22 protein-coding genes are annotated in these 26442 nt (G+C 46.2%); 8 read left to right on the top strand and 14 right to left on the bottom strand.

Translation table 11 applies throughout. From position 1 onward, the window contains the following. Nucleotides 1-14: 14 nt before the first annotated feature. From ON006_RS24855 to ON006_RS24830, 6 genes are all read left to right on the top strand, one after another. The gene (locus ON006_RS24855; RefSeq protein ID WP_244822724.1) at nt 15-2678 is read left to right on the top strand and encodes a tetratricopeptide repeat protein; all 2664 of its coding nucleotides are present in this window, start codon (nt 15-17) and stop codon (nt 2676-2678) included. A 118-nt stretch (nt 2679-2796) separates the two neighbouring features. Then, nucleotides 2797-3174, top strand: a complete 378-nt coding sequence (locus ON006_RS24850) for a hypothetical protein (RefSeq protein WP_244822723.1) — start codon at nt 2797-2799, stop codon at nt 3172-3174. A 56-nt stretch (nt 3175-3230) separates the two neighbouring features. Next, nucleotides 3231-3941 carry an ABC transporter ATP-binding protein gene (locus ON006_RS24845; protein ID WP_244822722.1) on the top strand — a complete coding sequence of 237 codons (711 nt, stop codon included), beginning with the start codon at nt 3231-3233 and terminating at the stop codon, nt 3939-3941. Nucleotides 3942-4091: 150 nt separating this feature from the next. Further along, nucleotides 4092-4814: an RluA family pseudouridine synthase gene (locus ON006_RS24840; RefSeq protein WP_244822721.1), complete on the top strand. Its 723-nt coding sequence runs from the start codon at nt 4092-4094 to the stop codon at nt 4812-4814. A gap of 78 nt (nt 4815-4892) precedes the next feature. Next, the gene (locus ON006_RS24835) at nt 4893-5624 is read left to right on the top strand and encodes a hypothetical protein (RefSeq protein WP_244822720.1); all 732 of its coding nucleotides are present in this window, start codon (nt 4893-4895) and stop codon (nt 5622-5624) included. 54 nt (nt 5625-5678) lie between these two features. Next, on the top strand, nt 5679-6461 hold the full coding sequence (locus tag ON006_RS24830; RefSeq protein WP_244822719.1) for a hypothetical protein: 783 nt from the start codon (nt 5679-5681) through the stop codon (nt 6459-6461). A 67-nt stretch (nt 6462-6528) separates the two neighbouring features. Here ON006_RS24830 and ON006_RS24825 read toward each other — a convergent pair whose 3' ends face one another. Together ON006_RS24825 and msrA are read right to left on the bottom strand one after the other, a co-directional pair. Continuing rightward, the gene (locus tag ON006_RS24825; protein ID WP_244822718.1) at nt 6529-7059 is read right to left on the bottom strand and encodes a hypothetical protein; all 531 of its coding nucleotides are present in this window, start codon (nt 7057-7059) and stop codon (nt 6529-6531) included. Between the two features lie 143 nt (nt 7060-7202). Beyond that, on the bottom strand, nt 7203-7892 hold the full coding sequence (msrA, locus tag ON006_RS24820) for a peptide-methionine (S)-S-oxide reductase MsrA (RefSeq protein ID WP_244822717.1): 690 nt from the start codon (nt 7890-7892) through the stop codon (nt 7203-7205). A gap of 151 nt (nt 7893-8043) precedes the next feature. Here msrA and ON006_RS24815 point away from each other — a divergent pair, with 151 nt between their 5' ends. Continuing rightward, a complete protein-coding gene (locus ON006_RS24815; RefSeq protein ID WP_244822716.1) occupies nt 8044-8589 on the top strand; it encodes a CopD family protein in 546 nt (181 codons plus the stop codon). On the opposite strand, the gene ON006_RS24810 is transcribed toward ON006_RS24815, so the two are convergent. From ON006_RS24810 to ON006_RS24755, 12 genes are all read right to left on the bottom strand, one after another. Further along, entirely contained in the window at nt 8590-9675 is a 1086-nt protein-coding gene (locus tag ON006_RS24810) for a hypothetical protein (RefSeq protein WP_244822715.1), read from the bottom strand. It lies immediately after the preceding gene. 7 nt (nt 9676-9682) lie between these two features. Next, nucleotides 9683-11641, bottom strand: coding sequence for a hypothetical protein (locus tag ON006_RS24805; protein ID WP_244822714.1), 1959 nt, complete (start codon nt 11639-11641; stop codon nt 9683-9685). Nucleotide 11642: 1 nt separating this feature from the next. Then, nucleotides 11643-13874, bottom strand: coding sequence for a hypothetical protein (locus tag ON006_RS24800; protein ID WP_244822713.1), 2232 nt, complete (start codon nt 13872-13874; stop codon nt 11643-11645). Between the two features lie 6 nt (nt 13875-13880). After that, nucleotides 13881-14741: a hypothetical protein gene (locus ON006_RS24795; RefSeq protein WP_244822712.1), complete on the bottom strand. Its 861-nt coding sequence runs from the start codon at nt 14739-14741 to the stop codon at nt 13881-13883. Between the two features lie 31 nt (nt 14742-14772). After that, the gene (locus ON006_RS24790; RefSeq protein ID WP_244822711.1) at nt 14773-16686 is read right to left on the bottom strand and encodes an IPT/TIG domain-containing protein; all 1914 of its coding nucleotides are present in this window, start codon (nt 16684-16686) and stop codon (nt 14773-14775) included. Between the two features lie 14 nt (nt 16687-16700). Continuing rightward, nucleotides 16701-18656, bottom strand: a complete 1956-nt coding sequence (locus tag ON006_RS24785; protein WP_244822710.1) for a hypothetical protein — start codon at nt 18654-18656, stop codon at nt 16701-16703. An 11-nt stretch (nt 18657-18667) separates the two neighbouring features. After that, a complete protein-coding gene (locus ON006_RS24780) occupies nt 18668-20377 on the bottom strand; it encodes a hypothetical protein (protein WP_244822709.1) in 1710 nt (569 codons plus the stop codon). Continuing rightward, on the bottom strand, nt 20374-22176 hold the full coding sequence (locus tag ON006_RS24775) for a hypothetical protein (RefSeq protein ID WP_244822708.1): 1803 nt from the start codon (nt 22174-22176) through the stop codon (nt 20374-20376). The genes ON006_RS24780 and ON006_RS24775 overlap by 4 nt, the downstream gene beginning before the upstream one ends. 49 nt (nt 22177-22225) lie before the next feature. Further along, a complete protein-coding gene (locus tag ON006_RS24770) occupies nt 22226-23377 on the bottom strand; it encodes a hypothetical protein (RefSeq protein ID WP_244822707.1) in 1152 nt (383 codons plus the stop codon). 111 nt (nt 23378-23488) lie between these two features. Next, on the bottom strand, nt 23489-24145 hold the full coding sequence (locus tag ON006_RS24765; RefSeq protein ID WP_244822706.1) for a hypothetical protein: 657 nt from the start codon (nt 24143-24145) through the stop codon (nt 23489-23491). Nucleotides 24146-24410: 265 nt separating this feature from the next. Continuing rightward, nucleotides 24411-25088: an AraC family transcriptional regulator gene (locus ON006_RS24760; protein ID WP_244822705.1), complete on the bottom strand. Its 678-nt coding sequence runs from the start codon at nt 25086-25088 to the stop codon at nt 24411-24413. Between the two features lie 56 nt (nt 25089-25144). Further along, entirely contained in the window at nt 25145-25273 is a 129-nt protein-coding gene (locus ON006_RS24755) for a hypothetical protein (protein ID WP_255772968.1), read from the bottom strand. 698 nt (nt 25274-25971) lie between these two features. Between ON006_RS24755 and ON006_RS24750 the strand changes: the two genes are divergently transcribed. Continuing rightward, nucleotides 25972-26439 (top strand): hypothetical protein, encoded by a 468-nt coding sequence (locus ON006_RS24750; RefSeq protein ID WP_244822704.1) that lies wholly within the window; start codon nt 25972-25974, stop codon nt 26437-26439. Nucleotides 26440-26442 lie beyond the last annotated feature (3 nt).

The raw sequence follows: 26442 nt of genomic DNA, 5'->3' as shown, positions 1-26442 counted from the left end.
CTTAAACGAAATTTATGAAGGAGTTTTTTTTCTGGAAAGTGTGGTCGGCTTCCGAACGACGGATGACGATCGCGGCTTTGACAGTAATAGTATTGGCAATTGTTTTTTTTGTTGTCAAAAGCTTTGACCCTCTTGGTAATGTCATTCGCTGGAATGTGGTCAGCGAGCTTTCCGAAATCACTGCCGTCGTAGATATTTTGCAGCTGGGGCAATGGCAGTACGGCATTTCGACACCCTCTCATTTGGTTACTGAAAGCTTCATGGCCTCCGTGATGGAGGTCGACGCATGGGCAGTAAACCTGTTTTGGGTTTTTGCATTAATCGGTCTTTCGTTGATCCTGGCCGCATTGACTACGATGTCGAGATTCTGGTACCTGGGCGGAATGATCGCTTTCATTCTGTTCCTAGCCTTTTCAAGACTGGAAACACTCGGCGTTTTTGGAGAAGGAAATCGTACTTTTTTTCTGATCGCGGTAGTGCTATATGGGGGAGTAACCTACTATTTCCAGGCATTCAGACCTGATTCAGGAATTAGTATGCGAATTTTGGGCATATCAGCTGCGTCGGGTCTGCTGGTTTTATTGATCGCATTGGCATCAACTACTCCATTTCCGGCTTTGGCGTCTGCGGTATATTCATTTCCGTTGTGGCTATTCATTACCGTCATGTTTTTGCTCGTCAGCTCCACCGAGATCATGGCAGGGCTCGTTTGGCTGAGTACCAGCGGCTCCCTGGTGAAAGGGCGATCGGGCCTGACGAATTTTATAGTCATCAGTGTATTATACCTGGTGGTGCTATTATTAATGTACCTGAGAAACACCAAACAGATCGATTGGGACATTACTTTGATAAGCCCTGTTTACCTGGCCATGGCCGCCGGCGTACTCGGGTTATGGGGTTTCAGAAGGCGTGCTGATTCTACTGAGGGGCTGATTCCATTTAGAAGTACTGGCTTTTGGCTGTATCTGGGCTTGTTTATCATCGCGATAGCATTCGCAGGTTTGATGGCGGGTACGGCTAATGATCCCGTGCTCGAAACATTGGAAGATGTGGTGGTTCAGGGGCAGCTGGCCATGAATGTCTTGTTTCTATTTTACGTACTGATCAATTTTTACCAGTTGTTTCAGCAAAAGCTCGCCGTTTATAAGGTACTATATAAACCTTTGACTTTTGGACTTACGCAAACGAGGTTATTTGGTTTCGCAGGACTCGTTATATTATTTTCAATTCAAAAACTCTTGCCGGTTAATCAGGCGATTGCAGGATATTTTAATGGATTGGGAGATTTGCACGCTAAGACGGAGGAGTTTCCATTGGCTGAGCAATACTACAAACTCGCATTACAACAGGAATTTCAAAATCATAAATCAAACTACGCACTGGCATCATTGGCGCTCAGGCAAGGGGACCGTAATGCAGCAGCGTATTATTTCAGACAATCGCTGCTCAAAAACCCTTCTCCCCAGGCTTATGTGGGATTGAGCGGGATACTGGTGGAAGAAAATCTCTTTTTTGATGCCGTTTATAGTTTGCAGGAAGGAATACGTCATTTTCCTAAAAGCGGAGAGTTACTGAACAACCTCGGAATGCTTTATTCAAAAACCAATGTTGCGGACTCGGCATACTACTATATCGATAAGGCAAAAAATAGCACGCATCGCCCCGAAATTCCTGCAACCAACTTGCTGGCGATCATGGCGAAAAGTACAGACTCAGGTTTGCTGGACTCGCTTGCAGCGGGAAGTGAGCAGCAAGATTATCTTTCCTGGCAGGCCAACTGGCTTGCAGTACAGAATTTACGGCAAAAATTTTCCAAAGAAAATTTTAATAAAGAGTCCGTACCAGCAGACTCGCTCCTCAGCGTTTCTGGATTCGCATACCTATTGAACTATGCGACCAATCAGGCGAGACAGGATAGTACATTATCGACATTGTTACCAAAATTGGCTGTCAAAAATCCATTGCTTTCGCAGGACCTGAGCTTTGCGGCGCTTTATCCCGGATTTTATAGCGGGGACAAAATCAAAGCATTGGAAACGCTTTCCTCTTGGTCGGGTGAAGATGGGGAAAAAGGGAACATGTATAATAAGGTACTGGGACATTGGTTATTGCAATTGGGACTATATGACAAGGCAATCGAATCATTATCGGTCGTGGAGGGGGTTGAGGGGACAATAGGCATGGCAGTGGCCAATGCCTTGTCTGACAAGAAAGAGATCGCAGTTATCTTATTGGATAAAATTCAGGGAAAGGAAAAGAACACAGCGGTAGAACAATTGAAACAGACATTATTTTCGGGAGCGAAGCCCATATCCATCGGCGATTCGCTGATCCAGGTAGTCCGCACCTCACCGTCGGATCAAAACTTTGCGAATGCAGTGAGGTCGAATCCTTTTGACGAGGACATTGTATCTGCCGCATCGGAATATTTCAGAAGGAAAAAGCAGACGGCAAAAGCATATAAATTGGTGCTGGACGCATTGCGATTTAATGAATATGCGCCACAACTTTGGGAGCAATATGCGTATTTGAGTCTGGAACAGGGATTAGTAAGTCAGGGAAATGAGGGGGAAGCGAAAGTACAGCAATACGCGGCACCTGCCGATTATCAGCGATTTTTGAATCGCTATCAACCCATGCGGGCTCTTATCGAAAAACAAAGGGCGGAATTTCAGTGATTTAATATTTTAGCTATTATTTCTTGATTACACTTCATCAACTATGAATTTATCCTGGAAATCAAATTTCAGCGGAACTGAATGCCGAATTTTCCGGGATAAATTAATAGTCGGGCTATTGAAAACAACCCTTTGGAAGGAAGAAGGATACGGAGAACTGCACGGTAATCTGCTCCGGTTTAAAACCAAAGGATTCTGGAAACGTACGACCGAGATCAGGGACATTGAAGGAAGCACGGTACTGGGAAGCATTCATTACAATCACTTGAAAAGTACAGCCACGATTACCTACCAGGATCTTAACTATCATTGGCAGTTTAATTCCTGGACCAGAAAGAAATGGGTAGTGAGCAGTGAAACTGATACCGCCAGTTTCGAACTGAAAAGCTTCTGGAAAAATGAAGGAGCAATAGAAAACGAGGACATTCCGGCTGCTATTATCCTGACCGCCTTATATGTCCACGGCCATTATCGCAGGATTTCATCTTCGTCCTGAATAAATTTAAGACACAATCCGTTAAAAGTTTTCCCCCATTCTGAAAATTTCTTTACATGAAAATCATAGATACCAGTGAAATTTCGAAGCGTTATGTGATGGGCAGCGAAGTAATCGACGCGCTCAAATCCGTGACTATTTCTGTGAATAGGGGAGAATACGTGGCTTTTATGGGCCCGTCCGGTTCTGGGAAATCTACATTGATGAATATTATCGGGTGTCTGGATACGCCTTCTACGGGTAGATATGTGCTGAATAATAAGGATGTGAGTGACATGACCGAGAGCGAGCTGGCGGAGATACGGAATAAAGAAATTGGCTTTGTTTTTCAGACATTTAATCTTTTGCCCAGAATGTCTTCGCTGGATAATGTGGCCTTGCCGCTCATATATGCGGGTTTGAGCAAGTCGGACAGGACTGAAAAGGCTATGTTGTCATTGAAAAACGTTGGTTTGGAAAATCGTGCGGGTCATAAGCCCAATGAGCTTTCAGGAGGGCAGCGCCAGCGTGTGGCCATTGCGAGGGCGCTTGTGAATGATCCCAGTATTCTGTTAGCCGATGAGCCGACTGGTAACCTTGATAGCAAAACCTCTCATGAAATTATGGACCTGTTTGATCAGCTGCACAGCAAAGGAAATACAATCGTAATGGTTACGCACGAAGAGGACATTGCCCACTACGCCCACCGGATTGTACGTTTACGTGACGGCCTCGTCGAATCCGACACGATCAATCCTAATCCGACGAAAGTGAGTGCGTTGGTCTAGGGAGGACGGAATATTTGCAAACATTACTATTGACATTCAGATTAATTACCTTTGTAAAAGAAAACGCTCAGAGACAGATATAACAGCAGAGTGGATCCGGATGAATTACTAAAAGGTAGTTCATTCGGATTATTTTTATTAGAACATTTTATGAAAATTAATTTCAAAGACCTCATATTATTTGAAAACGAGGATTTTTTATTGGTAAATAAGCCGCCACATCTTGCAACATTGGATGAAAGGACGGCGGATAGGGGAGGCAGTGTGTTGCGGCTCGCGAAAGAATACAATCCCGAACTCCAGGCAGCACACCGGCTCGACAAAGAGACTTCCGGCGTACTGGCTTTTGCTAAGAATGCAGCAGCATACCGGCACCTGGCCATGCAGTTTGAGCACAGAGAGGTGACAAAGCGGTACCACGCGGTAGCGAACGGTATTCATAATCTGGAAGGAATTTCAGTATATCTGCCTATTCTTGCTTTGAAAAACGGTACTGCCGTAAAAATTGACAGAGTAGAAGGTAAGGTGGCCGAAACCATATTCAACACTTTGCAGGTGTACCGGGGATATACTTTAGTGGAATGTATACCCATTACCGGTCGTATGCACCAAATCAGGATACACCTTTCCTGCCTCAAAGCACCGATTGTTTGTGACCCCCAATATGGTGGAGAACCGATATTTCTTTCGACGTTGAAACGCAAGTTTAACTTGAAGAAAGAGACAGAGGAACAGCCTCTTATTCAGCGCGTTGCGCTTCATGCTCATTCGCTGTCATTTGCTTTGATGAATGGTGATCCGGTGCGCATTGAGGCACCGTATCCCAAAGATTTTGAGGTACTTGTGAAACAATTAAACAAGTTTGGAATGTAGTAGCATAATTTTTTAGGACATCTTAGGAAAGTTTATGTACGTTTAACCAATCCTATCGATCATCCTAACTTTATGATTATGCTTTTACACACATTTAAAAGACTGCTGCCCATAGCATGCGTCGTGGTATCCCTATCAGCCAGCTTCTCACAAGCGCAGACAGGCCGAAAAAATGACGTGATCGTCAAGCGCGACAGTTCAAGAATTCAGGCCATTATAACCCAAATGAGCTATGAGAAGATCAACTACCGCGACCTGGGTACGGCCGACAGTGCAAAGGCATACATCTATTTAGACAAAGTGGCCAAAGTATTGCTCAAAAATGGTAAAACCATTCATGTAAGGGATTCAGTATTGATCGGTCATGTACCTCCTGACAGCGTCGGGCAATGGGCTGACAAGAATAACCTGCCTACTGACGCATTTGAACGGAGTGTAGTAATGGCGAATTCGGATCAGCTGAGGGATAAATACCAGTACCACAAAGACCGGTCCATTGATGGAAAAACGGGTGCTATTGTATTTACTTCGGTTGCCGTGGCTACATTGATTTCCGGTATTATCATTTCAAGTACAGGTGACAGTCCCGATAATAAGACCATCGGTACGTCGCTTGCAATTACAGGGCCTGTTGTGGGCGGCGTTTTAGGTTTGGTGGGTTTCCGCAATTACAAACGTCACCGCGCCAAAGCAGAAAAAGTCAAAACAGAACTGGAAAGAAGAGACCAGCCGCTCAGCCAGTTGCACATCAGCCCGGGTTTTGATCCGTTTAATAAATCCGGACGCCTTACCTTACGATTGTCGTTTTGATAAAAGTAAATTTATTACTTCATTCAGGAACAAAACAATCATATTACTCCCGCCATGAAGTTAATTTTACTATTGAAGAGCTGGTTTCTTATCGTATTGATGCTGGCCGGTTTCGTGCATTTTTCCATTGCACAAACGACGAGGAAGCCGGACATTATTACACTAAGAAATGATAGTAAGCTGGAAGTCATCATTCAGGAAGTGGATGAGAATAATGTCAAATACAAAAAGTTGACGGATCAGGAAGGACCGGTTTTTACATTAAAAAAGAGTGAGATCGTTTCGATCCAATACGGGAACGGAGAGGTAGAAACGTTTGAAGCAGTGCTGGAAGTACCAAGCTATTATTCTCCGTCACAGTCTACCAGACCAGCCTCCGCAAACCCGCCTACACCCCAGAGACCGCCTGTTCCCAGGAATAAATTTGCAGAAAGTGTACAAAACTCTACTCCGGATCACCTGCGGTCGATTTACAAATATTACAAAACCAGGTCGAAAACCGGGATGATCATGGGAATTGCAGGAACCTCCTTAGGCGTTATCGTAGCGGGAATAGGTACTGGAATAGTAGCCAGCGCGACAGATGCGAATGGCAATTTTGCAACTTACCAGGATGAGCAACGAGCGATCAAAGGCGCCTGGATGATGATCGGAGGTTTTGCCGGAGCGGCTACTTTTGGTACCGTAGGGTTTATAAAAGCCGGAAAAAATGGGTCAAAAGCCAGCAGGATCCGAAGAGAACTAATCCATAGAGGCGAGCCACTGACCATTCGCGTTGCACCGGGTTACAATCCGCTAAGCCAGGCCGGTTACCTGACGCTGAGTATGAAGTTCTGATTTGTAAATACACAAAAAAGGCCCTGAAAATCATTTCAGGGCCTTTTTTGTGTCAATGTCTGATTTGTCAGAATTTGAAAGCGATACCAGCTTTTACAGGAGCAGCGTTGTAACCAACCTCTGCAAATACACCCATGTTAGGCTTGAAGTAATAACGCGCTCCGGCAAATACACCGAAGAAAACGCCGCTTCCGTATCCGTCATCATAAACGCCTGAATAACCATCAGGATCGCTGAAAGATGAAACGCGATATCCGATCGCAGGACCTGCGTATAGATCGAGGTTATCCATTTTAAGGAAATGCTTGCCGTAGTGGTAAGAACCTCTCGCAGCAATAGTGAAGAAGTTGTATCTCCATTTATAGCCAAAATAGCCATAATTCCAGGTTGTAAAGTCAGCCTGACCACCAACGGAAACGAAATCGTGTACGCCGCCTTCAAATGAAGCGCCGACTCCAATGCCACCACCACCGTAAGTGCCGCCTAAGTTGATACCTGCATTCAATAATTTATCTCCTTTTTCAAATTGGGCAAATGCCTTTTCTGAGGATACACTCAATACCGAGGCAACGAAAAACATGAATAGAATCTTTTTCATCGTAATAGATTAGTTATTGTTAAAATAATTATGGCACAAATTAAAGCCTTTATTTCAATGCTTCAAAACTTGTGCCATTTATACTTATTATACGGGTACTCTGACTTTATATGTGGTTTTTAGTGGCGCTTTGCCCTTCTAAATCAAATGTGTTTCCGCAATTTTTCCTTGAAAACCTTCTTGAACTTATCCAGTTTCGGAGCGATCACAAAGGCGCAATATCCTTGATCCGGGTTGTTTGCGAAGTAGTTTTGGTGGTAGTCCTCAGCAGGATAAAACTTCTGCGCACCAGTGATCTCGGTTACAATCGGATTGGAGTACGCGCCGGATTTGTCCAGCTCTGCTTTGGCCTGTTCTGCCAGGTTTTTTTGCTCTGCATTGTGATAAAAAATTACCGAACGGTATTGCGTACCCACATCATTACCCTGACGGTTCAGCGTAGTAGGGTCGTGACTGCGGAAAAATGCTTCAAGTAAGTCCGCATAACTAATCACTTTGGGGTCATAAGTAACTTCCACGCATTCGGCGTGACCAGTGGTGCCGGTACATACATCCTTATAGTTGGGGTTGGGATCATGGCCGCCTGAGTAACCCGAGACCACTTTTTTAACACCATCGAGAGATTCGAGCACCGCTTCGGTACACCAGAAACATCCGGTCCCGAAAGTAGCGATCTCAGTATTCGCGGTGTCCACGTTATTTTCGTCCAATGCAGTTGCAGCCGTTTCCTTGTCCATTTTTTTCTTATGTTTTTTGTCCGATTGTGCGCAGGAGATAACAACCATGCAACACATGAAGAAGAATGTGAAAATCGGGATCGTGGTTCTTGTCATTTTGTTTTCGCTAATTTTATTAATCAGTAAACGAATAGCCGGCAAAGAAAGTTTTATCTCAGTTATTCATGCAATATTTACGAAATTTGAAGTCAAAAAGATCGGTATTCTACATGAAATATCGGATCGCCAAAGTGACTAATTTCCCGTTATGACGTATCTCCATTTTAAAGCCCTTCATATCATTTTTGTCGTCAGCTGGTTTGCAGGACTTTTCTATATGCCCCGCCTGTTTGTGTACCATACCGAAGCCAAAGACAAGCCAAGTCCGGAACGGGAAATCCTTTTTGCACAGTTTACCAAAATGGAAAAACTGCTCTGGAATGCGATCATGACACCGGCTTCCTGGCTCGCCTTACTATGCGGCGGAGCAATGCTTTACATTACACCTGCCTGGCTTGATCAGGACTGGATGCGTTTAAAGTTACTTTTTGTTTTGGGATTAATAGCATACCATTCTTTCACACACAAAATCCTGCTCGAACTACGGGACGAAAAATTCAGGTTTACATCCTTCCAGCTGAGGCTTTTTAACGAAGTCGCCACGATATTTCTGTTCTCCATTGTATTTCTGGTGGTCTTGAAGAACACTGTAGACTGGCTTTACGGCGTGCTCGGGCTGATTGCGTTTGCGGTAGTGATCATGACAGCCGTGAGGATCGTGAAACGTGTGCGAGAGAAAAAACGTACGGAATAGCTACTTTCCGGTAATATCGATAGGCCCCCATTCTTTGCTTTCGGTCCAGCCTTTTACAAATGGTATCCCTGCCTCGGAAATTTCGGTGATACGGTATCGTAGCGGTGCATCAACGCGCACCGCGTAGTCAAATCGTACATTTTTGACATAAATGTCCGGCGAGCGTCGGTAAAATGTTGCATGAACCACAATGGGCTTATTTTCAATGGACAACGCTTCTATTTCGATCTTTTTGGCATACAGATCAGTCCGCAAGTCATTATTAAAATCATAACACCGGACGTCAATCATGGCATATTCCGGCGGGAGCTGCTCATTCACATCTATTTTGCTGAGGAATTTCTGATAATCTGTCGGTAGGGTAATGCCCTGCGAACCGGCGCCTGCCAGCACTACTTTTTTTACGGGTTTCAGATTCAAACTATCGCGGAAATCTTGCAGAAAATCGGCAAATTCCGGATTTATAGTTTTACCGGAATGAACAATAACAGACTCATTTTCAGAGGAAACTCCTTCTGCAAAAAACGCGTAACCGACACTGATCAGCGCCTGCTGCTTTTGGAATGCTTTTTCAAGGATCTGCGCATCTTCATTGGAAACCTGAACGGTGAATGTACGTTCGTCACCGGAGTTATTGGAAGCTTCTTCCGTGTTTCCGCTGACGATAAAGCCTTTTTCACTAGGTACCGCCGGTGTGTAGATCAGGAAGGATTCGATGCTGTTTAAAGGCATGCGTTTCAATGTGACGTTTCCCAGTTCCGCCCGGATCGCGGCTAGCCTCTCTTTGGCAGGCATTTGAATGGCGACTTTGAATTGGCATATATTCCTGAAAACCTTCTTTTGCCTGTCCTGGCTTAGTTTTCTCCCTGTGTAACGCATCATAACCATTCGAAAATCAGGATCGCCGTCCCGGTTCTTCACCAATGTCATGCCCGCTGGCGGGTAGTAGTAAACGTGTTTGTCTTGCACATCAGGATACACTCGCAACCCGTTGCTTAGCAACGCCTGATCCCAGCTGATCTGCGCCTGGCAATATGTACAGGTCAGTTCAAGAATGACTAGTAGTATGAAAAATCTTGTGCGCATGCCTTCATTATTTGATTGGTCTGCCCATTATTCTTTCAAGATTCGCTTTGTTGAGATAAACCTGCGGGCTTGTTTCGCTGATCCAGCTGGTTTCAATTTGCGCCTGGCTATTCACAACAATGATTTTATATTGGTACGAAAGGCGTTTATCCTGACCCGGATAAAGTGGCCCGATCCTCATATCCTCCCCGTCTTTGGTAATGTTGGCCGAAATCTCCGCTTCACGATTATGGGCCGGATCGGCCTGTGTTGACTTCACCCTGACCTGTACCAGTTTAGCGTCCAGACTGCTTACCAAATCCATGGATTGAAATACAATATTGCTTTCCGAACTGCCTGACAGGCCTGTGGTTAGCGATTGCAACAGCGTTTGTGTACATGCCGGACAAGGCATAATATCGTATTCCAGCCAAATCTGAATGACCTTGTTACTATTATCAAACCATTGCGGGATCTTGGCACCATTGAAATTGACACGTGACGAAGGCGGTGCCACTGGGCCATTGCAATTCCACGAATAAATATAGTTGCTGCCGTCGTTCCGAACGCCATTGTCCAGCAAAGCATGCATGTACCGGATCTTAACAGGGTAGGGGAAAGGGTTCTGCCATCCGCTTTGCCGCCAGGTTCCTTTTTCCAGAATGATTTTTCCGTAATTTCGTTTGTCATTGAAAGCAATGGAAACGGGGATTTTTCGGATAATGGAATCGGTCCCAAAAGTGAGGGTACCATTCAATCCCACACCGTTTTGCAAAGCCAGTACGATCATATCCCGGGTCTTGTTGTCGGTAGACCACGATACCTGCAGTGGGCTGGTAAAATCCGTCGGAGCCGTCACATCCAATTTGGAAGGATCGATCTGGAAAACACCCTGAAAATCACTTTTCAACGACATCGCAGGTGCGGTATTCGCGCCGAATAACTGAATTTTGGGCGATAACATTTCTACATTCTGGGCCTTCATCAGCTTGCGGATCAGGTACCTCGTCGTTTCCAGCTGCTTACTTGTGATCCCCGCGTCCAGGCCCGCATGAAACATCACCTCATTGTTGGTCCCATACAACACTTTGAAATTCTGATAGCCCTCCTCCTTGTTCCAGCGCAAATTATAGGCAACCGGCGAAATATAGAAGGTTTCAGAAGCAGGATTGATGTCCGGATATATTTCAGTACGGATATTATTGATGTCGCTTAGTTCAAAATCAATGTCTGTTTTTATGTTGTCCCAAAGCGAAAAAGGCTGCCTGGATGGGCCGCGAGGGGTTTTATCGCCCGTCGACCCAGGCGCAGGTATGCCTGTGCGGGTGGCGAGCGAGGGTGTTGTACCAGCCGCAGCCTTCGACGGATTAGGCAGCGGATCGGCGGCTGCGAGCTGCCACAGTGATGCGGCCGATCCGATTGGTTCAAGATTAATGACCTGTACTAGGTTTTCGCCTTTGATCTGACTCGTCCAGCGTTTTCCCAGTGAGAAAATGTAGTCTTTCTGCTGGGCAATGCGTTCCGGATCTTTCATTTCTACGGACAAAAATTTGGACTGGACTTCCATATTTTCGGGCATAATGGCCTTTAATGTAATTTCAGCAGGGCTTTGTCCTTCCATCACGGTTACCATTTGAGAAGCAATATAAGACTTGGCCTGCGCCTTATCCGTCGCTACTGAAACCTGGATATTAGCCTTTGAAACACCGGAGAAGTAAATCATTACCGTCAGCTGCAAAGGCGCATCGTCCAGTACAATAGCCGAATCAATGCCCGACTTCGATCGTGTACTTTTACCTCCGGAAGGCCAGTCAGGGAGCTTTTCCTCGGAGGGCAGCCCGCCCTGTACCTGGTCAAATGTCTGGTGATTGTCAACGTTTGCCAGTCGTAATTTTTTGTTTTTCAGCCCACTGTGGTTCTGATATTGACCCATTACCGAGAAACTGACCACCAACAGGCTCAGCAGTATAGCAGGATTCGGTTTCATGTCAGTTGGTTTTTGGTAAAACGTCCACGAACAGCAGATCCGAAGTGGAAGTGGTTTTGCCGGATTTAATGTTGGTATTATCATTCAATACCCATTCCGTTTCAAAAGAATAAGTGAGGTCTTCTTTCGGATGGATGATCTCAACCTGCTGCTGCAAAATGTCGCTTGCCGGGCTGATCGTGGCTCTTTTCACATATTCAGTATCACCGAGTTTGTAATAAATCTTGACAAAAACTGCCCGTACCGAAGCCGCTTTCAGCATTTCCTTGTCTGCCATGAGCCGTATTTCCGACCGGTTGAAAGGAGGAGAAACGCCGATCACATTCTCATTCGAAGGTTTCCAATCCTGGTAAATGGTGTACCCGCCGAAAAAATTCCAGGTAGTCTGGTAATCATAATCCAGCCAGTTACGGCGGTCATTATCGCCATTTCCCCAGCCGTACATCATTTTGAATGCATTCCCTTTCGTATTGAAATTCTTTCTGTCAATCCGCACCTCATCATAAGTCAGTTCGCCAGCCTGATGTTTTTTGCGCATTTTGACAGTCACGTAATTAATGTATTTGTCAAAATCCGCCAGCGCGCCGCCGTCCAGGTAGGTAACCAGCTCGCGCTGTGTGTACAAGCTGCTGGCCGTATTGACTTCCAGCAGGCACCCACGGCAATTAATCCTGCCGATATTTCCTCCAAATGGTTCGTCAATTGTAACAGGGTCGTAATGGTTAAGGTCCAGTACAAACTGCCCTGAACGCTTCACTTTGGCGCGGTGATATACTGCTTCCACCGAAAAATCAGCCAGCGAGATGCCGTTCAGGTCTTTCTTGTCCTCTTCCAGTCCTGCTATTTTCTTAGCTGCCTTGTCAACCTCCTTGCCGGTTGCATCAGCGTCCTTTTTTGTTTTAGTCAAAGACTCAGCCTGCGTTTTGTCTTCAAAATTGCTACTGGCTTTTTCAGCATTATCTTTGGTTTTCTGTGCTTTTTCAAGTCCTGCATTGGCTTCTGCAAGCTCCTTTTTCGCAGCCGCTTTTTCGGTACTATCCTTTGCGGCGGCCTGTTTCGTGACTGCGGCGGCGTGTTTTTCTTTGGCTGTAGCCAATGCTTTTGTTGCAGTTTCAACCTCTTTGTTCAGCTTTTCCTTTTGCAGTTTAATGTTAGCTGTTTGCGTGGCATCGGCCTTTTCACTTGCGGTTTTGTCAGCGGCTTTGGCTGCTGTTTGTTCAGTTTTCGCAGTGGTCAGGTCCTCTCCCAGCCGCGTTCTTTCCTTGCCGTCCTCTATGCTTTCCCTGGCCAGTTCGCGGTCCCTTCTCGACTGGCCGTCCTTACCCGGACTGATCAGATAGTTGCTCGAAGACCTTCCTAACCTGCTTGAATCCAATGATTTGGAAAAACAAAGGTCGACGACCATATTTTCAATTTTTGTGATCAGTGCAGCATCCAGCGGCTTATTGCCGACAGTAGTGACCTTGATCGTGCCATTTTGCCGCAAATCCGTGACCATATCACTGATCTCGGCCTTCACAACTGGCATGTCGAGGGCCAGGTTCATGATCCGGTGTTGGTTGACAATGTCCCAGTTTACCTCCATTTTAGCACCTATCGGTGAATTCAAGCCCGCAATGGTCATGTTAAAATTCAATGACACATCCGGGTTAGGACCTTTCATAGTTTCCCACAAAATGGTCGCATCCGTCGCATTCAATGGAAAACCTACCGCAATGAAGTCTCCGTCCAGTACCGGTGCTTTTTCAGTACCTAATATCCTGATCTTGTCGTTGGTAGCAGCGCTTTTTGTAATAAGACTGACCGTTCCCGACCTGTAAATCACAGGCCCTACCAACTTTGCGCCCGGTACTTTTCCTGCTAATTCAGACGCCGCGGCCGAAATGTCTTCATCACTGACCGACAGCCCCATCAGCACATGTACCCAGCCTCCGCCCTCGCCCTCCTTAATCTCGGCGCTTTCGGCGTCGGATCGTTTATTGGTAACATATTTGATAAAAGAAAATTTAGGCTGACCGGTCGTTTCGTCCGTGGCAATGCGAAGCTTGTTGGGCAGGTAATAGTATTGTAGAGGATTGTCTTTGGCGGGACACGCTTTGAGGGTGCCAATGGTGATGATCTTGTCCAGCAGTATGCCCATAAAAAACTGGGCGTCGGCTTTGGCAGGAGCGGTTTGCTGCGCGGCCAGCGGGCCGCACAGCAGTATAGAAGCAATGTAAATGAAAGTTTTCATGGCTGGCTACTTATTAAGATTTGGCAAAAAACTAACCGAGAAAAATGTCCTGTCCTTATTCACTTTCAGGTTGGCGGGTTGTATCAGATTGGAATATGCATATCCTGCGCTGATGAATATTTCATTGGATATGAACAAATTAGCCTCAAAATTTCCGGTAATGATCTGATTCGGAGGCACATTGCCTCTCGGTGTTTTGAATGCTACTTCAAACTGTTTTCTGTTCAGGATCTGTTGAAAAGTCCCGAAAATCCGGAAAGACAAATTCCCGGCAATGTTGTCGCGGAGTGCAGTACCCGTCGCTGCGGCCTTCGATTTGACTAGCGGAATCAAGTACCGGAAATCCAGGCTGCCCTGCAAAGACGGGATTAGGTAAGACGAAATGGCCTGCTTATCATTCTTGTATTGCTTGTCCATTACCTTCGAGCCAAACCTGAAATCGAGCTGCGCGCCTTTGATATCCTTGTTCATGACATCCCCGCCATTGGCAAAATAGGCCACTTTCGCCAACGATACATTCAGCAGCCCACCCAGCTGGTTCAGCAGGTCGTTGGCAAATGCACGCGTGGAATCCTCCCGGTTGGAAACATAAAGCGGTACCGTGTTGTAGAAATAGAAATTCCACGGACTCTCGCCTATATACGCAGTCAGTTTATAAGTTTTAATGCTTGCTGATGGCGCAGTTCCGGCAAATGCAAACGACGCAGTGCTGAGGAAACTGGACCCTGGTTGCACCTCTGAGGTCTTGGTATTGACCTTATTGGTTTCCACGAGCTGCCCGAAAGCTGAAAAAGACATAAATTTCAGCATAAGAAGTATGTACAGCAGACCTTTCCAGATCGCCGGTACGCAGAGAAATTTTCTCATGATATGACCAGTTTATTTTTTGAAATGAATGTTAATCGGGTGTGATCACACGGATCGCGCCATTGCCGGAGTCGTATACATATATGCGTCCTCCCTTACCGATACCCAAAAATGTAGGTTTATTGAACCGTGCTTTTTTGCCAATGCCATCCACTTTCCCGGACAGATTCAGATCGCCGGCAATAGTCGAAACGAGCGGCTGAGCCGAAGAAAGCTTACTGATTTTTCTAATGATACTATTCTCCGAATCGCAGATAAACATATTACCAGCCATGTCAAAAGCGAGGTCGGTGGGAGCGCGATACCCCGCGCTGGCTATGGGCGTATCATCTGCAGTGGATGTGCCTCCGCCTGAGATGGTTGAAAACATCCAAAGTTTGCCTTTGCCTTGCTGATAAGCATAAATTTTATAGTTCTTGGCATCACATAAATACAGTTGTCCATTGTAATACTCAATGTCATCAAAGGAATAGATGGTACTGTTGTAGATGGACGAATAGGCAAACCGGGCGCCGGCGGTATTACTTCTGGTGAGCGAATAAATGCTGGAACCATTGTCCGGCCCGTTCGATGATATATATCGGGTTGCATAGAGTTGATTCGCGTTGGCTGCGGTGGCATTGCTAAATTCAATTCCACTGTTCGACCGCTCTACGAACCTGGGCGATGGGGTCGACGGACTTTTCGTTATTTCCGTAATCCTGAATTCTTCTGAGCCAAAGGAAGTGAAATAGTGACAGAGAATCTTGTCGCCGAGCGGCACGAGCCAGCGGAAAGTCGGGATAATGTATTTCCCCTGCGCGTTTTTCGTTAGGAGCAATTGCGGAAGATTAAATGGAACTGCTACCGGCACTGCCGGGCTTTGGGGATTGTTTTCAATTCTGACGATGTAAGTATTTTCCAGCAGTTGCTGGTAACCCAGATAAATAACATCGCTTCCAGAGGCAGTATCGATTTTGAAATCCTTTACTGAGCCGTAATCTGTGCCAGCTATGCCTGTCGTGTAAGTAAAGGTGCCGACCGTATAAGTTGTGACATACTGAAAATCGGGCTTTTCAAGTGCCTCAAAATCAGAAATATTCAATGTTATTTTGCCAGATCCGGTCCTTCTAGGGATCTTGAATTTGATCTCGGTGTCGGACGAAGACTCAATGTTGGCCGGAGCGATTTCTACTGAGCCAATGAATAGTTTTATTTCTGTTTTTACCGGGGTAAAATTGGTGCCCTGAATGGTAATAATTTCATCCTTAGCACCTTTTAAAAGAGTACTGGTTATTTTGGGAACGTCGTAGGTGAATTCCAGCACACCGCCGACAGCGAAATTGCTGACCAGTACTATCACAGTGTCCTTGGCCGGAACACCTTTCGGGATTTTGAATTTGATTTCAGTATCGCTGACAGCCAGAATGTTCTCCTGCGGAATGTTCACCGTCCCGATTTTGATCACAATGTCCTCCTTCCTTGTCCCGAAATTGATCCCTTTAATGACTACTTCGTCGCCAGCCTGCCCGGAAAGCGTTGCAATGGTGAACTGCCCTTTCCCACTGAAAGCAAATAGGACGTCGGCAGGCTTATCGGTGATACCAGCATCGTCTGAGGCCAGAACTTCGGTTCCTACGTCTACTTTCACTACAATTTTGCCCATTCCCTGCCGCCCGGCGGGAACTTTGAATTTGATCTCCGTGTCGGTAACACTCAGAATATCGGCGGGTGCAATGACCGTTTTTTGTGGCTCTGTGATGATTTCCAGGCTCACTTTGCTCTTGTCGTTGCCAAATCGCTGGCCGGTAACCGTTACTTCGCTTCCTTCCTGCGCCACAGCCGGATCAACTTTGGACACCACGGGACAGCTGGGGCAGGCGCTATCTCCGACAATCTGCTTTTCCTCGCATGCCCAAAGTGTGAGCAGCGGAATAATGTATAGAAATCTGACAAACGTTTTCATGATTTTGTGAGAAATTATTTAGTAATGACTTTGTAGATGTCCTTGAATTTTTCGAGCACTTCCGTGCCTTTCTGGACCACTTTTTCAGATCCTGTACCTGCCGCGATGATCTTTCCAGCCTCGGCCGCTTTTTGAAAAATAGCCGAAGTCTTGTCATTGAACTGTTCAGGAATGCTCGCATAGACGTAGCCATCGTTGATTTTTGCACTCCAGTCCAGCGCCAGCTTGCCTTCTGTTTTGTGGGTAAAAACCATCCGGTAGGCGTATCCCTGCGTGTCCCGGTCCACGAGGATCATTTTTTGGACAATGGGCTGTCCACCTGCCGCGCTGAGCGGTATCTCCGATTCGGTTTCCATTCCGAATTTCTTGTAGCGAACCTGCAACACCGCCCGGCTGATCTGCATCAGTTTGAGTTGTTCCAGATCACCTTCGAATTCAATGGTACGCGGCGTCACCGGTGCGCCCAATGTCACGCCCTGCCATTCTCCGCGCAGCCAGGGCGGATTTTCGGGGTACCTGATATTTCCCTTCAAGCTCCATTGCATTCTGTATTCGTAAGTATCATTGCTGTTGTCACCATTGCGGGCATACGTGACGCTCGCCTGCGTGCCGGTTTTTTTCAGATAATCCCTGTCAATGGTGATATCTTCTGTGAATGGGTCGCCGCTGCTTCGCGTTTTACGGACATACACCGTTACATAATTCACTTCCTGCTGAAAAATCTGTTCAGCTTCCAGATCCAGTATAAAACGGATGTCACGATGCTGAAAAAACGGATCAGCCAGGTTGACGGACGCCACACAAGCCTGGTTATGTCTCACGCCATTGTACCAGTCCGATAAGTTGCCAACAATGGTGACCGGGTAGGAAATGGTAGTCCTGAGCGCGAGGTCAAATGTTTCGATCTTCTTGGAGATCTTGCTTTCCAGCTTGGACTTATTAATGCTCCAGCTATGTCGTATATCAGCATCTTTGACTGGCTCATCGGCACTTTCGGTAGGGGTAGTTGCGGGTAATCCCTCTGAGCTTCGATCGGCAATGGAGTTGATGAACATTTCTGTAAAATGCTCGATCAGCTTGTCCGCAATGGCGCTGTTTTCCTGATATTTCTCAATTTCAACCTTCACGACCTTGGTTTCTAGTAATAGCTTTTTGAGGCTATCAACCTGGGTTCTGGTGATTTTCTGGATCTGATTGGAAGACCATAACCCTAAAAATCCACTACTTACCCGTTTCTTTTCCACATCGATCTCATCTTTCACCGACCGCGTCATTTGTTCCAGTTTCGACCAGTCGAATGTGATTCTTCCCTGTACCGACGGGGTCAGGAGTTTGTATTTCAAATCCAGTTTGAGGCTCAGGTCGGAGATCGAACGTGTTTTTTCCAAAGTCGTCGACATGAGCTGTGCCGCATACTTATCCATTTTGACACTCGCCGCAAGTGTAGCGCCAGGGAATGCAGGTGCGCGTCCTGTGTGCATGATCTTGGCAGATTTTTCGTCGGACAGCGAGGCAGAAATAATGCTGAATGAATTCTCGCCCGATTCCAGTTCCACCGGGCCTTTTACTACCGGCCTCACACCACCCGCCGAGCTTTGTAGTTTCTGTTCCAGTTTGGATTGGAGCTCTTGTTCTTGCTGTGCAGTCAGCCCCCATTCCATCATAAAATGCATTAATGCACCCTGTACGCCGCCATTGGTTTCCTTCGCGTCGGTCGTGTATTTGATGAATAGAAACTTAGGTACACCGTCTTCCCGTTTGGACAACCGGATGTTCGTAGGCAGGTAATAATATTCACCCGACATGGCGGTACTGCCCATCGCCGGCGCCTTTCCGAACAAAACAATATTCAATCCGTCATTCAGGGCGATCTCAACTTTGTTGTTGTAATCCAAAGTCTGAGCCCGGGATATTTGAGGGGCTATCGCTGCTGCAATCAGCAGGTACAGACCAATAGTATGTATTTTCATAGGTCAAAAATTTAGTTAACAGGCACATTATCAATGAATACCAATCCATGTTTGTCTTTCCCTTCGCGGGTAAGCCGACTACCGTCCTTCCTGATCCAGGTAATGCTGTAATCGATCTCCTGCTGGTCGTTCGGTACCGTGATTTCCAGGTTTCTGCTTTCCAGGTTTTCGGGAGGCTTGATCGTGATGCGTTCAGGTTTTTGCAGCCCCGCAAACGGATAGCTTGCTTGCACTGAAATGGCCACTATGCCCATTTCTTCGAGCTTTTTCATGTCCCCGCTGAAATCCATCTTCCATCTTTTGTAAGGCAGATAAATATTGACGACCGGAGAATTTGCCTTTGTCCATTCCGAAGCCAGCCGACCGCCGCCGGGGAATTGCCACGTTACCTGGTATTCGTAGTTGAGCCACCGCATCCGGTCGTGGTCGCCCTGGTTGAGGTAGGACAGGGAGGGGCTCGTGCTTTTTTTGAAAAATTCTTTATTGATCAAAATTTCTTTGACGGTCACCGAACTGTCCTGGTGGATTTTCCGAAGCGTGACCACGACATTGTTGACCATATTGTTAAAATCCCTTTCAACGGCGCCATCAATGTTAATGCTGACTTCACGTTGCTGGAATGTTTCGTCGGACAATGGAACATCCCGAAAAACAGCCGGATCGGCCCCATACCTGCTGTAAATGTCACCGATATTGAATGTGAGGAAATGGTGCCGTTCTATCGTAGACCTCCCTTTGAAGTCGTAAACCGTGCTACCCTCGGTTCGGGTCGATCGCCTTTTGTAAGAAGCATTGAGAGCAAAAGGAATGGCTTTCTGCACTTCTTTAAGCGAATTGGCAATGGTTTTCGGGATCAGATCTGTGATGTCGTCGGTCGGTTTGGTTTCTGTTTCGGGCCGTACCGGTTCGTACAGAAGCTCTATCATTTTGTTATAAACCCTGTCCACCAATGCTTCCATGGTACGGTTCTCACCGCTGGTAGTGAGCCGGATCGCCTCCTTCCGCATCAGCTTATCGATCTCGATCTGAACGTCCGTGCCGAAGTAGTAGATTTTGGCGGTGACCCCGCCTGAGTTTTCGAGATGCGTTTTGGCCCAATCCACTTCCAGCTTGGCGTCGTATGAATCGGTCAGGCCTTCGAATGTGAAATCAAAGATCACTGAAACATCAGAAGTACCGGTTTTGAAGCTTTCCAGCAGGATTTTGGAATCTACGGGAGTTAACTCAAATGAAAACGCCAGGCTGCTGTTTTCAAGGACGGGCGCCTCGCCAGTCCGCAACACGTGACTCTGATCGCGATCCAATGTGGAGGAAATCAGCGAGTACCGGGCCTTTTTAAAAACAACAGGGCCTTTGATCGTAGCCTTTGGAGCGCCTTTTTTCTGTAAGATACTTTCTGCTTTGCGGACCTGCTCGTCAGTAGTATTGTAGGTCACCAGAAAATGTAGTACCGCCCCACCACCAGCGTCAGAAATGGATTTTCCGGACGTATTTTCCTGCAAAGTCACATACCTCAGAAACGAAAACCCAGGCAGCCCTTTTTCCGTTGTCGCTAGGCTGGCCGACGCAGGCAGGTAGTAGTAAGTCAGCGAATCCGAGGCCAGCGGAAAGCACCACAGACCACCCGCTTTGATCCCGCGATCAATGGAAATTTGTTGCGCGGCTGCGTAATGTATGCCCGTAAGTACGAGAATGAATGATAGGATGAGCGTTTTCATCATTTCTGTAATTGACTGGTGGCCGGTGTCTGCAGGTAGAGGTAGTTTTCTCCTCTTGCTAATTCTTTCAAGTCTTCCTCCACCTTTCCCGTATTGCCATACCATGTGATTTGATAGGCAACCGCCTCATTATCATCGTGAAAAAGGGAGAATTTCAATGAGGCGCTTGCGTCGCTTTGTTTCAGGGAAAAACTTTTCTGCGTCTGTGGCTGCCTGTTGAGCACGACGAAAAAGCGGATATTGGCTGAAATGTAGCCCCTTTCTTTCATCATATTTTTATCAAATTCCAGTTCTACAACCCGCTTTTTGAAAGGCGGCACCAGAATAACCGACGACCCGTTTGCCTTGATCCAGCCGTTGCTATCAGCCGGTTCCCTGATCGAAATGTTGTTTCCTTTCAGGCTCCAATCGATCTTGTACTGGTAGTCCAGCCAGTTTTCACCTTTCAAACCTAGACGGGGATACTTCACAATTTTGAGGTCAGAACCTTTTTCAACGTCGGTCTTGCGGATCACAATGTCCTCGGAAACATCGTTTTCACCAGTAGCATAGGCCTTTCTGAATGTGACCGATACAAAGTTGAGCAGATCCGAGAATGTCTCCGCGAAAGAACCGTCGAGCTGAAATGCTACCTCCCGTTTCTGAAAATCCGGATCGTCCAGAAACACAGTGCGGAAGTATTTATCTGGGCTTTGAGTAGTAAGCTCATTGTACAGCCCACTCAGGTTCCCGGAAGCGAATACGGGTACTTTTATGGACGTGGCTTTGCTCAGGTTCAGATAAAACTGACGCGTCCTGATGTCTTTGATGTCCTTTAAAACAAACTGATGGTCAGTGTAATACGCATTGTTTTCAACACCCCGAAAAAGTCGGTTCAGCCAACCTGCCTGCTGCCTTCCGGCCAGTTGTCCTTTTTCAACGGCCTTCTCTTTTTCGGGTAATACTGCCCACCCATTTTGGCTGTCGAAGAGTAGGGTAGTTAGCTTTTCCGTGACCAGATCAAGGATTTTCTGCATGTTATCGGCCTTAATACCCAGCCCTTCCGAGCGGTCAAAAACCTCGACTTTCATCACCTGGCTTTGCTGCAGATCATCTACGACCTTCCGGATCTGCGACTTATCAAACCCTTCCTGATTGGACATGATCTTGCTGAAATGCGCATACAATGTCGATACTTCCACAGAAACGGAAGCATTGTAACCCTGTACATAAGCCTCGTAATATCCTTGTAATGAAACCGATACGTCGGAAGTGTTCCCTTTAAACGACTCCCATAACAATGTAGCGCCTTCCTGATTCAGGTTTACAGCAATGGCTGCACGGGACTTAGGCAGGAAAGGAGCAAATGCAGAGGTCAGTACCTTTCCTTTCAGAAATTTATTGTTCTCGCCCTCATTCATGATCGCCGAAACGACCTTGATGTTCGCCATACCGTCCTCCCCGTCCACCATCGCCTGCTGCATGGGTACCGGGCCCGCAATTTTGGCTCCCGGTACCTGCTTTTTAAGCTCAGTTTCAATGGCGCCGATCATGTCGTCGGGCAAACTGAATTCAATGAGCGCATGAAAAATCCCTCCATTATTCTCATTACTAGCCTTGCTCACGTATTTAATGCACAGAAATTCGAAGCTGTTGTCGTCTTTTCTGGCGATTCGGGGAAATTGCGGAAGGTAGTAATAAGCGGTAGGGTCTTTCAGGTCCTGAAGAAGCTGTACCCCGTTGATCATCAGCCGGCCTTCGTCGTATTTTACAATGCAATAGCCATCCAGGCTGAGGAGCATCAGCAAGATTAATTTTTTCATGACTTTGAATTTAGAATGTCCGGGAAAGATGGAACTGATTCTTTTTCAGCTATTTGTGGACTTTGACATCTTCATAGAATATCTCGTCAAATGCGAGATTCTTGGCGGGGCGTATACGGTCGATGATAGCATTCGTTAATGGTTTGAGCTTACTGTATTGATCCAAAGCCATCAGGAATATGCCGTAGCTACTGCAGTCCCTCCAGCCCACCTTGCTACCGATGTACATTTTTCCACCTTTTCGGGTGACGGGTATCATGATCGAGCAGTCCCTGTCACAGTCGGGAGGGTGAATTTTCATGTGAAAATCCACGTCAAGATCGGGCAGGTAGAGCCTGGATTGCATGTCAGGCATTATTCTGAATGGAATGAGTACTGCGTTGGCAGCGGCTGTAAATTGCGACGCCAGGTCGCCTGTAAATGTGAATTTGGCTTTCTCGATAATGGGGCAGGCGGATGTAGGAGTAGTGTAGGATGATTCCCATCCGCCCCGGTCGCAGCCTGTCACCCATACCTCGCACATCATGAATTCCTTGTTTTTGTAGGATTTGGCGACACCATTGATAAGCTCTTCAAGGATTTTGAACTCGAAAAGTAGCGTCTGAATTTTAACGCCGCCCTGTGTTTTTTGTAATGCAGCTTCCATCTGATCCAGTCCGCTGGCCGCATTATTGAGATAAGTACGTCCGTCTGCTTTGAATTTGGCCAGTAGAATAGCTTCAATACCTGTACGGTCAAGGCTAAACGTTGTCGTTCTGCGCTCGGCTATCTGGGCCAGAATTTCTTTCATTCGGTTAGTTGCCAATGCATTTTCGATCCGTATTTCCTTCTCTTGCCGGGCCTGATCCAGCGCGTAAACGTCTTTCAACAGATCCACACCGAACGAAGCCCCAGGAATGTGATCGATGACGGTATTTTGCAAAACTTTCTCCAAAACCTTTGTAAAACTGAATGTCCAGACACTTTCAAAATCCGAGGATTCAACCTTGACGCCGTCCAGTCTGCTGAAAACTGCATCAAATGCGGAGGCAGAATTGTTGAGCATATCCTGATTAATTTGGAGTACACGGGTCGAAATCTCACGTATTTTAAGTGCATCGTCCTTTTCGAGTTCAAACTCGATGGCCGGGTCCGTCGCCTGCGCCAATGTGCGAAAGGAAACAAAGCAGGTGATGATCGATAGAAATAACACTGTTTTCATGTTTCGATTTGTTTAAATTATAATGACCGGTTTTTGACTTGATGCATCAAAGTTGGCGACTATTGAAGCGTCTGTAAATCGCATAAATTGATGATATTAGAAAGCGGTAAATCAAGGTGTTACATTGATGGACCGGGCATAGGAAAGTACGTCGTCCGCGTTTTTGATTCCCCTTTCCAGCGGCCATTTTCCTTTTCTGTTAATACCAGCCTGGATCTCGTCTTTGTTCTCTTCACAAAAAGCTTTGAAAGCATCCCAGCTGTCCGGGGCAAACTCTTTCTTTTTCATGACTTCAACGATATTTTCAACTCCGTAAGGAAGCCAGTGCATGAGTTTGGTAAGACCCAGATAAACCTCTCCTGAGGCGTCTATACCCAGTATTTTTGCATATCTGGCTGCCGAAGCGCCCCGAAGGTCCACCAGTTTTACACCTGCATAAATAGAATAATCCCGGTCGGTACTTAGTTTTTCATGATCTACTTTTAATGCTTTGGATTCGTCGGGATGCAGCTGAAAATAACCGCGCTCGTCGAGCGAGGTATGGCTCGCAATGCTTCCGTCAGACTCTTTTTTGATCCAGGCGATAAGGAATTCCAGCGGCCACTCGCCTCTGTATTTTTCAAGAGCGGGAATGAGTACGCGGAATCGCTGCGGAATGGCGGAGGTGTCGGCCGTAATGAGCGAGGGATTTACAGGCACATTGGCAGAGGCCATGTGTGAGGCGCAGGCAAAAAAGCAGAGAGACAGAAATGATGTCAACGTTTTCATGGTAGGATCGTTTAAAATGATTTGATTGATTTTTGAATCTACATTTCAAAGTTCCCCACTATATAGCCGCCTGTAAATCACATAAATTCATGATTTTACTTTGGTGAAAAGACTGTAAAAAGAAAACGACCTCATTGATAATGAGTTCGTTGGCATTGCGGCAGCTACTGCCAGTGTATAATTTTTAGAATTGTGAAGGATAGTTTTCAGTTGCTCTGTCATCGCATTGTTGTTTAGTGATGAGCAAAACTATCCCGAAGCAATTTTATTCATTTGAGGAAAATTGCTGTTTTAACGAACGACCGGTTCTGGGCGCCTGGCCGAACTGATTTTTGTAAGCCGTCGAGAAGTTTTCCAGACTATTGAAGCCGCACGAAAAAGCAATGGGCGTGATCGGAAGATCAGTATTGGCTATTTGAAGATTGGCCTGTTGCAGCCTGACACGCAGAAGATAATTGTACGGACTGGCATTGGTGATTTGTTTAAATACCCTGTTGAAATGATAGGGGCTCATATTTCCAATGTCAGCCAGCTGCGACAAGGAGAGATTTTCAGCAAACGATTCATTAATGAAGGCCATCACCGGTTCTATTACCGGCAGGTAGTTTCGTTTTTGCTTGTAGCTCAGCTGAAACCTGGAAGTATCATTTTGAGAAGACGAAAGTATCTTCAGGAAAAGGCCTGTGATTAATTTTTCGGCAAGCAAGCGATGAAACCGTGGCTGGCCCATCATCCGGAATATGTGATGGTGAAGATATTCCGTCTCAGGAGTAGCTTTGATCAGAATGGATTGCAGGTCAGGATTTTTGAAGAACCACGAAAACCCGTGATTTTGACTTCCCAAATGTTCCAAACTATCCGCGCTGAGTGAAAATATAGTACATTGATCAGGCATGTCATGCACATGTCCGACCCGGTACTCGTATCCTGAAACGTATGGCAAAATAAAGGATTGTCTGTAACAACTGTATGTCAGTAGGGGATTAAAAAACATGGCTGTCAGTCGGCCACTTTACAAACCGGTTCATGATGTACCTTAAAATTGACTGAATTGGCGATGAAGCACATTTGGTCCATGGTAACCAGTGAATCGGGGTTGTTTTTCAGTCTTATTTCTAAATCTTTCATTCGGGTCGCGTTTGTCGTTAATGGGAAAAGCAGTAAGCAACGAAAGACGGTTTAACCGTGTCGATACTGAAAACTAGATGCAAATGAAAGCAGACTGTATCCGACCCATTATATTGCACTTCTTTGCAGCATTTAGCCTAGCTTTTCTAGCTTGTGATAATTGCTCAGACACGGTCGATGCTCCGGTGTCTACACCTATCAGGTTCTCAATTGTTGACGCTGCGGGAAAGAACCTCGTGGATTCGACCCGGTCGTACTATTCGGTTGATTCCGTAAAGCTTTTCGATCTTGAAGAGAAGCAGTGGTTATATATGACCTCCCAATATATTCCCGCTGAGAGGGGATACGTTTTTTTGGCGGATTGTCGAAAAAATAACAAAGGGAAATCATCATTAATACTTCAATTGAACAGCCTGGATTCCGACACATTGGATGTTTGGTATCAGCAAAGGAATACCAAATGCTTTACGCTATATGAGTTCACCCATTTTCAGCATAACGGGAAAGACTTACAAAAATCACCTCTGACATCGGCCTTGCTAATCACCAAAGCAAACTAGCTTGTAAATGTAACTCCCAGCATAATTACTAATTCCTTTCGACCGTTAAAGGACAAAGCCTGTTGCGTGTTCCTACGATATTTTTTATTCGTTTTCTTCTGTTCCCAGTATGCATCCGCACAGCCGAATTATACGCGTATGCGAGGTGCAATTGGCGCTGACTTATATGGTATCACACCGAGAGGTGCTGTTACTGCCGAAGCGGCATTTGGTTATTTAAGAAGGTCATTCTGGAATGTTCAGGCAGGACTTGGGGCTGTCAATAGGGGGGATTTTCGTAGTCCAACCCTTTCTGCTGCATTAACGCATTGCTTCATTTTAAACCCCTACAAACGCAAATCCTGTGTTCCCCGGCCAGGGAATTATCTGATTGAAAGTTACTTTGAAATGGGATTAGGCGGTTTTGCGGTGGATCGTTACGACAACGGCATTTATCCCGGAACCAATAAACAACGACTGCTGACGCCATCAGGCCTAGCCGGTTTTCGCTTCAACGTCTTAACGAAGAGATGGATTTATATTCTAAAACTGCGCTACACTCCCCCGTTACTGCCTAATATTCTCGCTTCGCATGCGGGAGTGGGAGTTGCTTTGGGCTGGCGATGATTT

This window comes from Dyadobacter pollutisoli (assembly GCF_026625565.1).
Classification (GTDB): Bacteria; Bacteroidota; Bacteroidia; order Cytophagales; family Spirosomataceae; genus Dyadobacter; species Dyadobacter pollutisoli.
This window is presented reverse-complemented; position numbering and strand designations above follow the sequence as displayed.

Excerpts from the sequence above, each read along its gene's own strand:
- ON006_RS24855 (WP_244822724.1), top strand. The coding sequence starts at position 15 with ATGAAGGAGTTTTTTTTCTGGAAAGTGTGGTCGGCTTCCGAACGACGG.
- ON006_RS24845 (WP_244822722.1), top strand. The coding sequence starts at position 3,231 with ATGAAAATCATAGATACCAGTGAAATTTCGAAGCGTTATGTGATGGGC.
- ON006_RS24840 (WP_244822721.1), top strand. The coding sequence starts at position 4,092 with ATGAAAATTAATTTCAAAGACCTCATATTATTTGAAAACGAGGATTTT.
- ON006_RS24835 (WP_244822720.1), top strand. The coding sequence starts at position 4,893 with ATGCTTTTACACACATTTAAAAGACTGCTGCCCATAGCATGCGTCGTG.
- ON006_RS24830 (WP_244822719.1), top strand. The coding sequence starts at position 5,679 with ATGAAGTTAATTTTACTATTGAAGAGCTGGTTTCTTATCGTATTGATG.
- ON006_RS24825 (WP_244822718.1), bottom strand. The coding sequence starts at position 7,059 with ATGAAAAAGATTCTATTCATGTTTTTCGTTGCCTCGGTATTGAGTGTA.
- msrA (WP_244822717.1), bottom strand. The coding sequence starts at position 7,892 with ATGACAAGAACCACGATCCCGATTTTCACATTCTTCTTCATGTGTTGC.
- ON006_RS24815 (WP_244822716.1), top strand. The coding sequence starts at position 8,044 with ATGACGTATCTCCATTTTAAAGCCCTTCATATCATTTTTGTCGTCAGC.
- ON006_RS24810 (WP_244822715.1), bottom strand. The coding sequence starts at position 9,675 with ATGCGCACAAGATTTTTCATACTACTAGTCATTCTTGAACTGACCTGT.
- ON006_RS24805 (WP_244822714.1), bottom strand. The coding sequence starts at position 11,641 with ATGAAACCGAATCCTGCTATACTGCTGAGCCTGTTGGTGGTCAGTTTC.
- ON006_RS24800 (WP_244822713.1), bottom strand. The coding sequence starts at position 13,874 with ATGAAAACTTTCATTTACATTGCTTCTATACTGCTGTGCGGCCCGCTG.
- ON006_RS24795 (WP_244822712.1), bottom strand. The coding sequence starts at position 14,741 with ATGAGAAAATTTCTCTGCGTACCGGCGATCTGGAAAGGTCTGCTGTAC.
- ON006_RS24790 (WP_244822711.1), bottom strand. The coding sequence starts at position 16,686 with ATGAAAACGTTTGTCAGATTTCTATACATTATTCCGCTGCTCACACTT.
- ON006_RS24785 (WP_244822710.1), bottom strand. The coding sequence starts at position 18,656 with ATGAAAATACATACTATTGGTCTGTACCTGCTGATTGCAGCAGCGATA.
- ON006_RS24780 (WP_244822709.1), bottom strand. The coding sequence starts at position 20,377 with ATGATGAAAACGCTCATCCTATCATTCATTCTCGTACTTACGGGCATA.
- ON006_RS24775 (WP_244822708.1), bottom strand. The coding sequence starts at position 22,176 with ATGAAAAAATTAATCTTGCTGATGCTCCTCAGCCTGGATGGCTATTGC.
- ON006_RS24770 (WP_244822707.1), bottom strand. The coding sequence starts at position 23,377 with ATGAAAACAGTGTTATTTCTATCGATCATCACCTGCTTTGTTTCCTTT.
- ON006_RS24765 (WP_244822706.1), bottom strand. The coding sequence starts at position 24,145 with ATGAAAACGTTGACATCATTTCTGTCTCTCTGCTTTTTTGCCTGCGCC.
- ON006_RS24755 (WP_255772968.1), bottom strand. The coding sequence starts at position 25,273 with ATGAAAGATTTAGAAATAAGACTGAAAAACAACCCCGATTCACTGGTT.
- ON006_RS24750 (WP_244822704.1), top strand. The coding sequence starts at position 25,972 with ATGCGAGGTGCAATTGGCGCTGACTTATATGGTATCACACCGAGAGGT.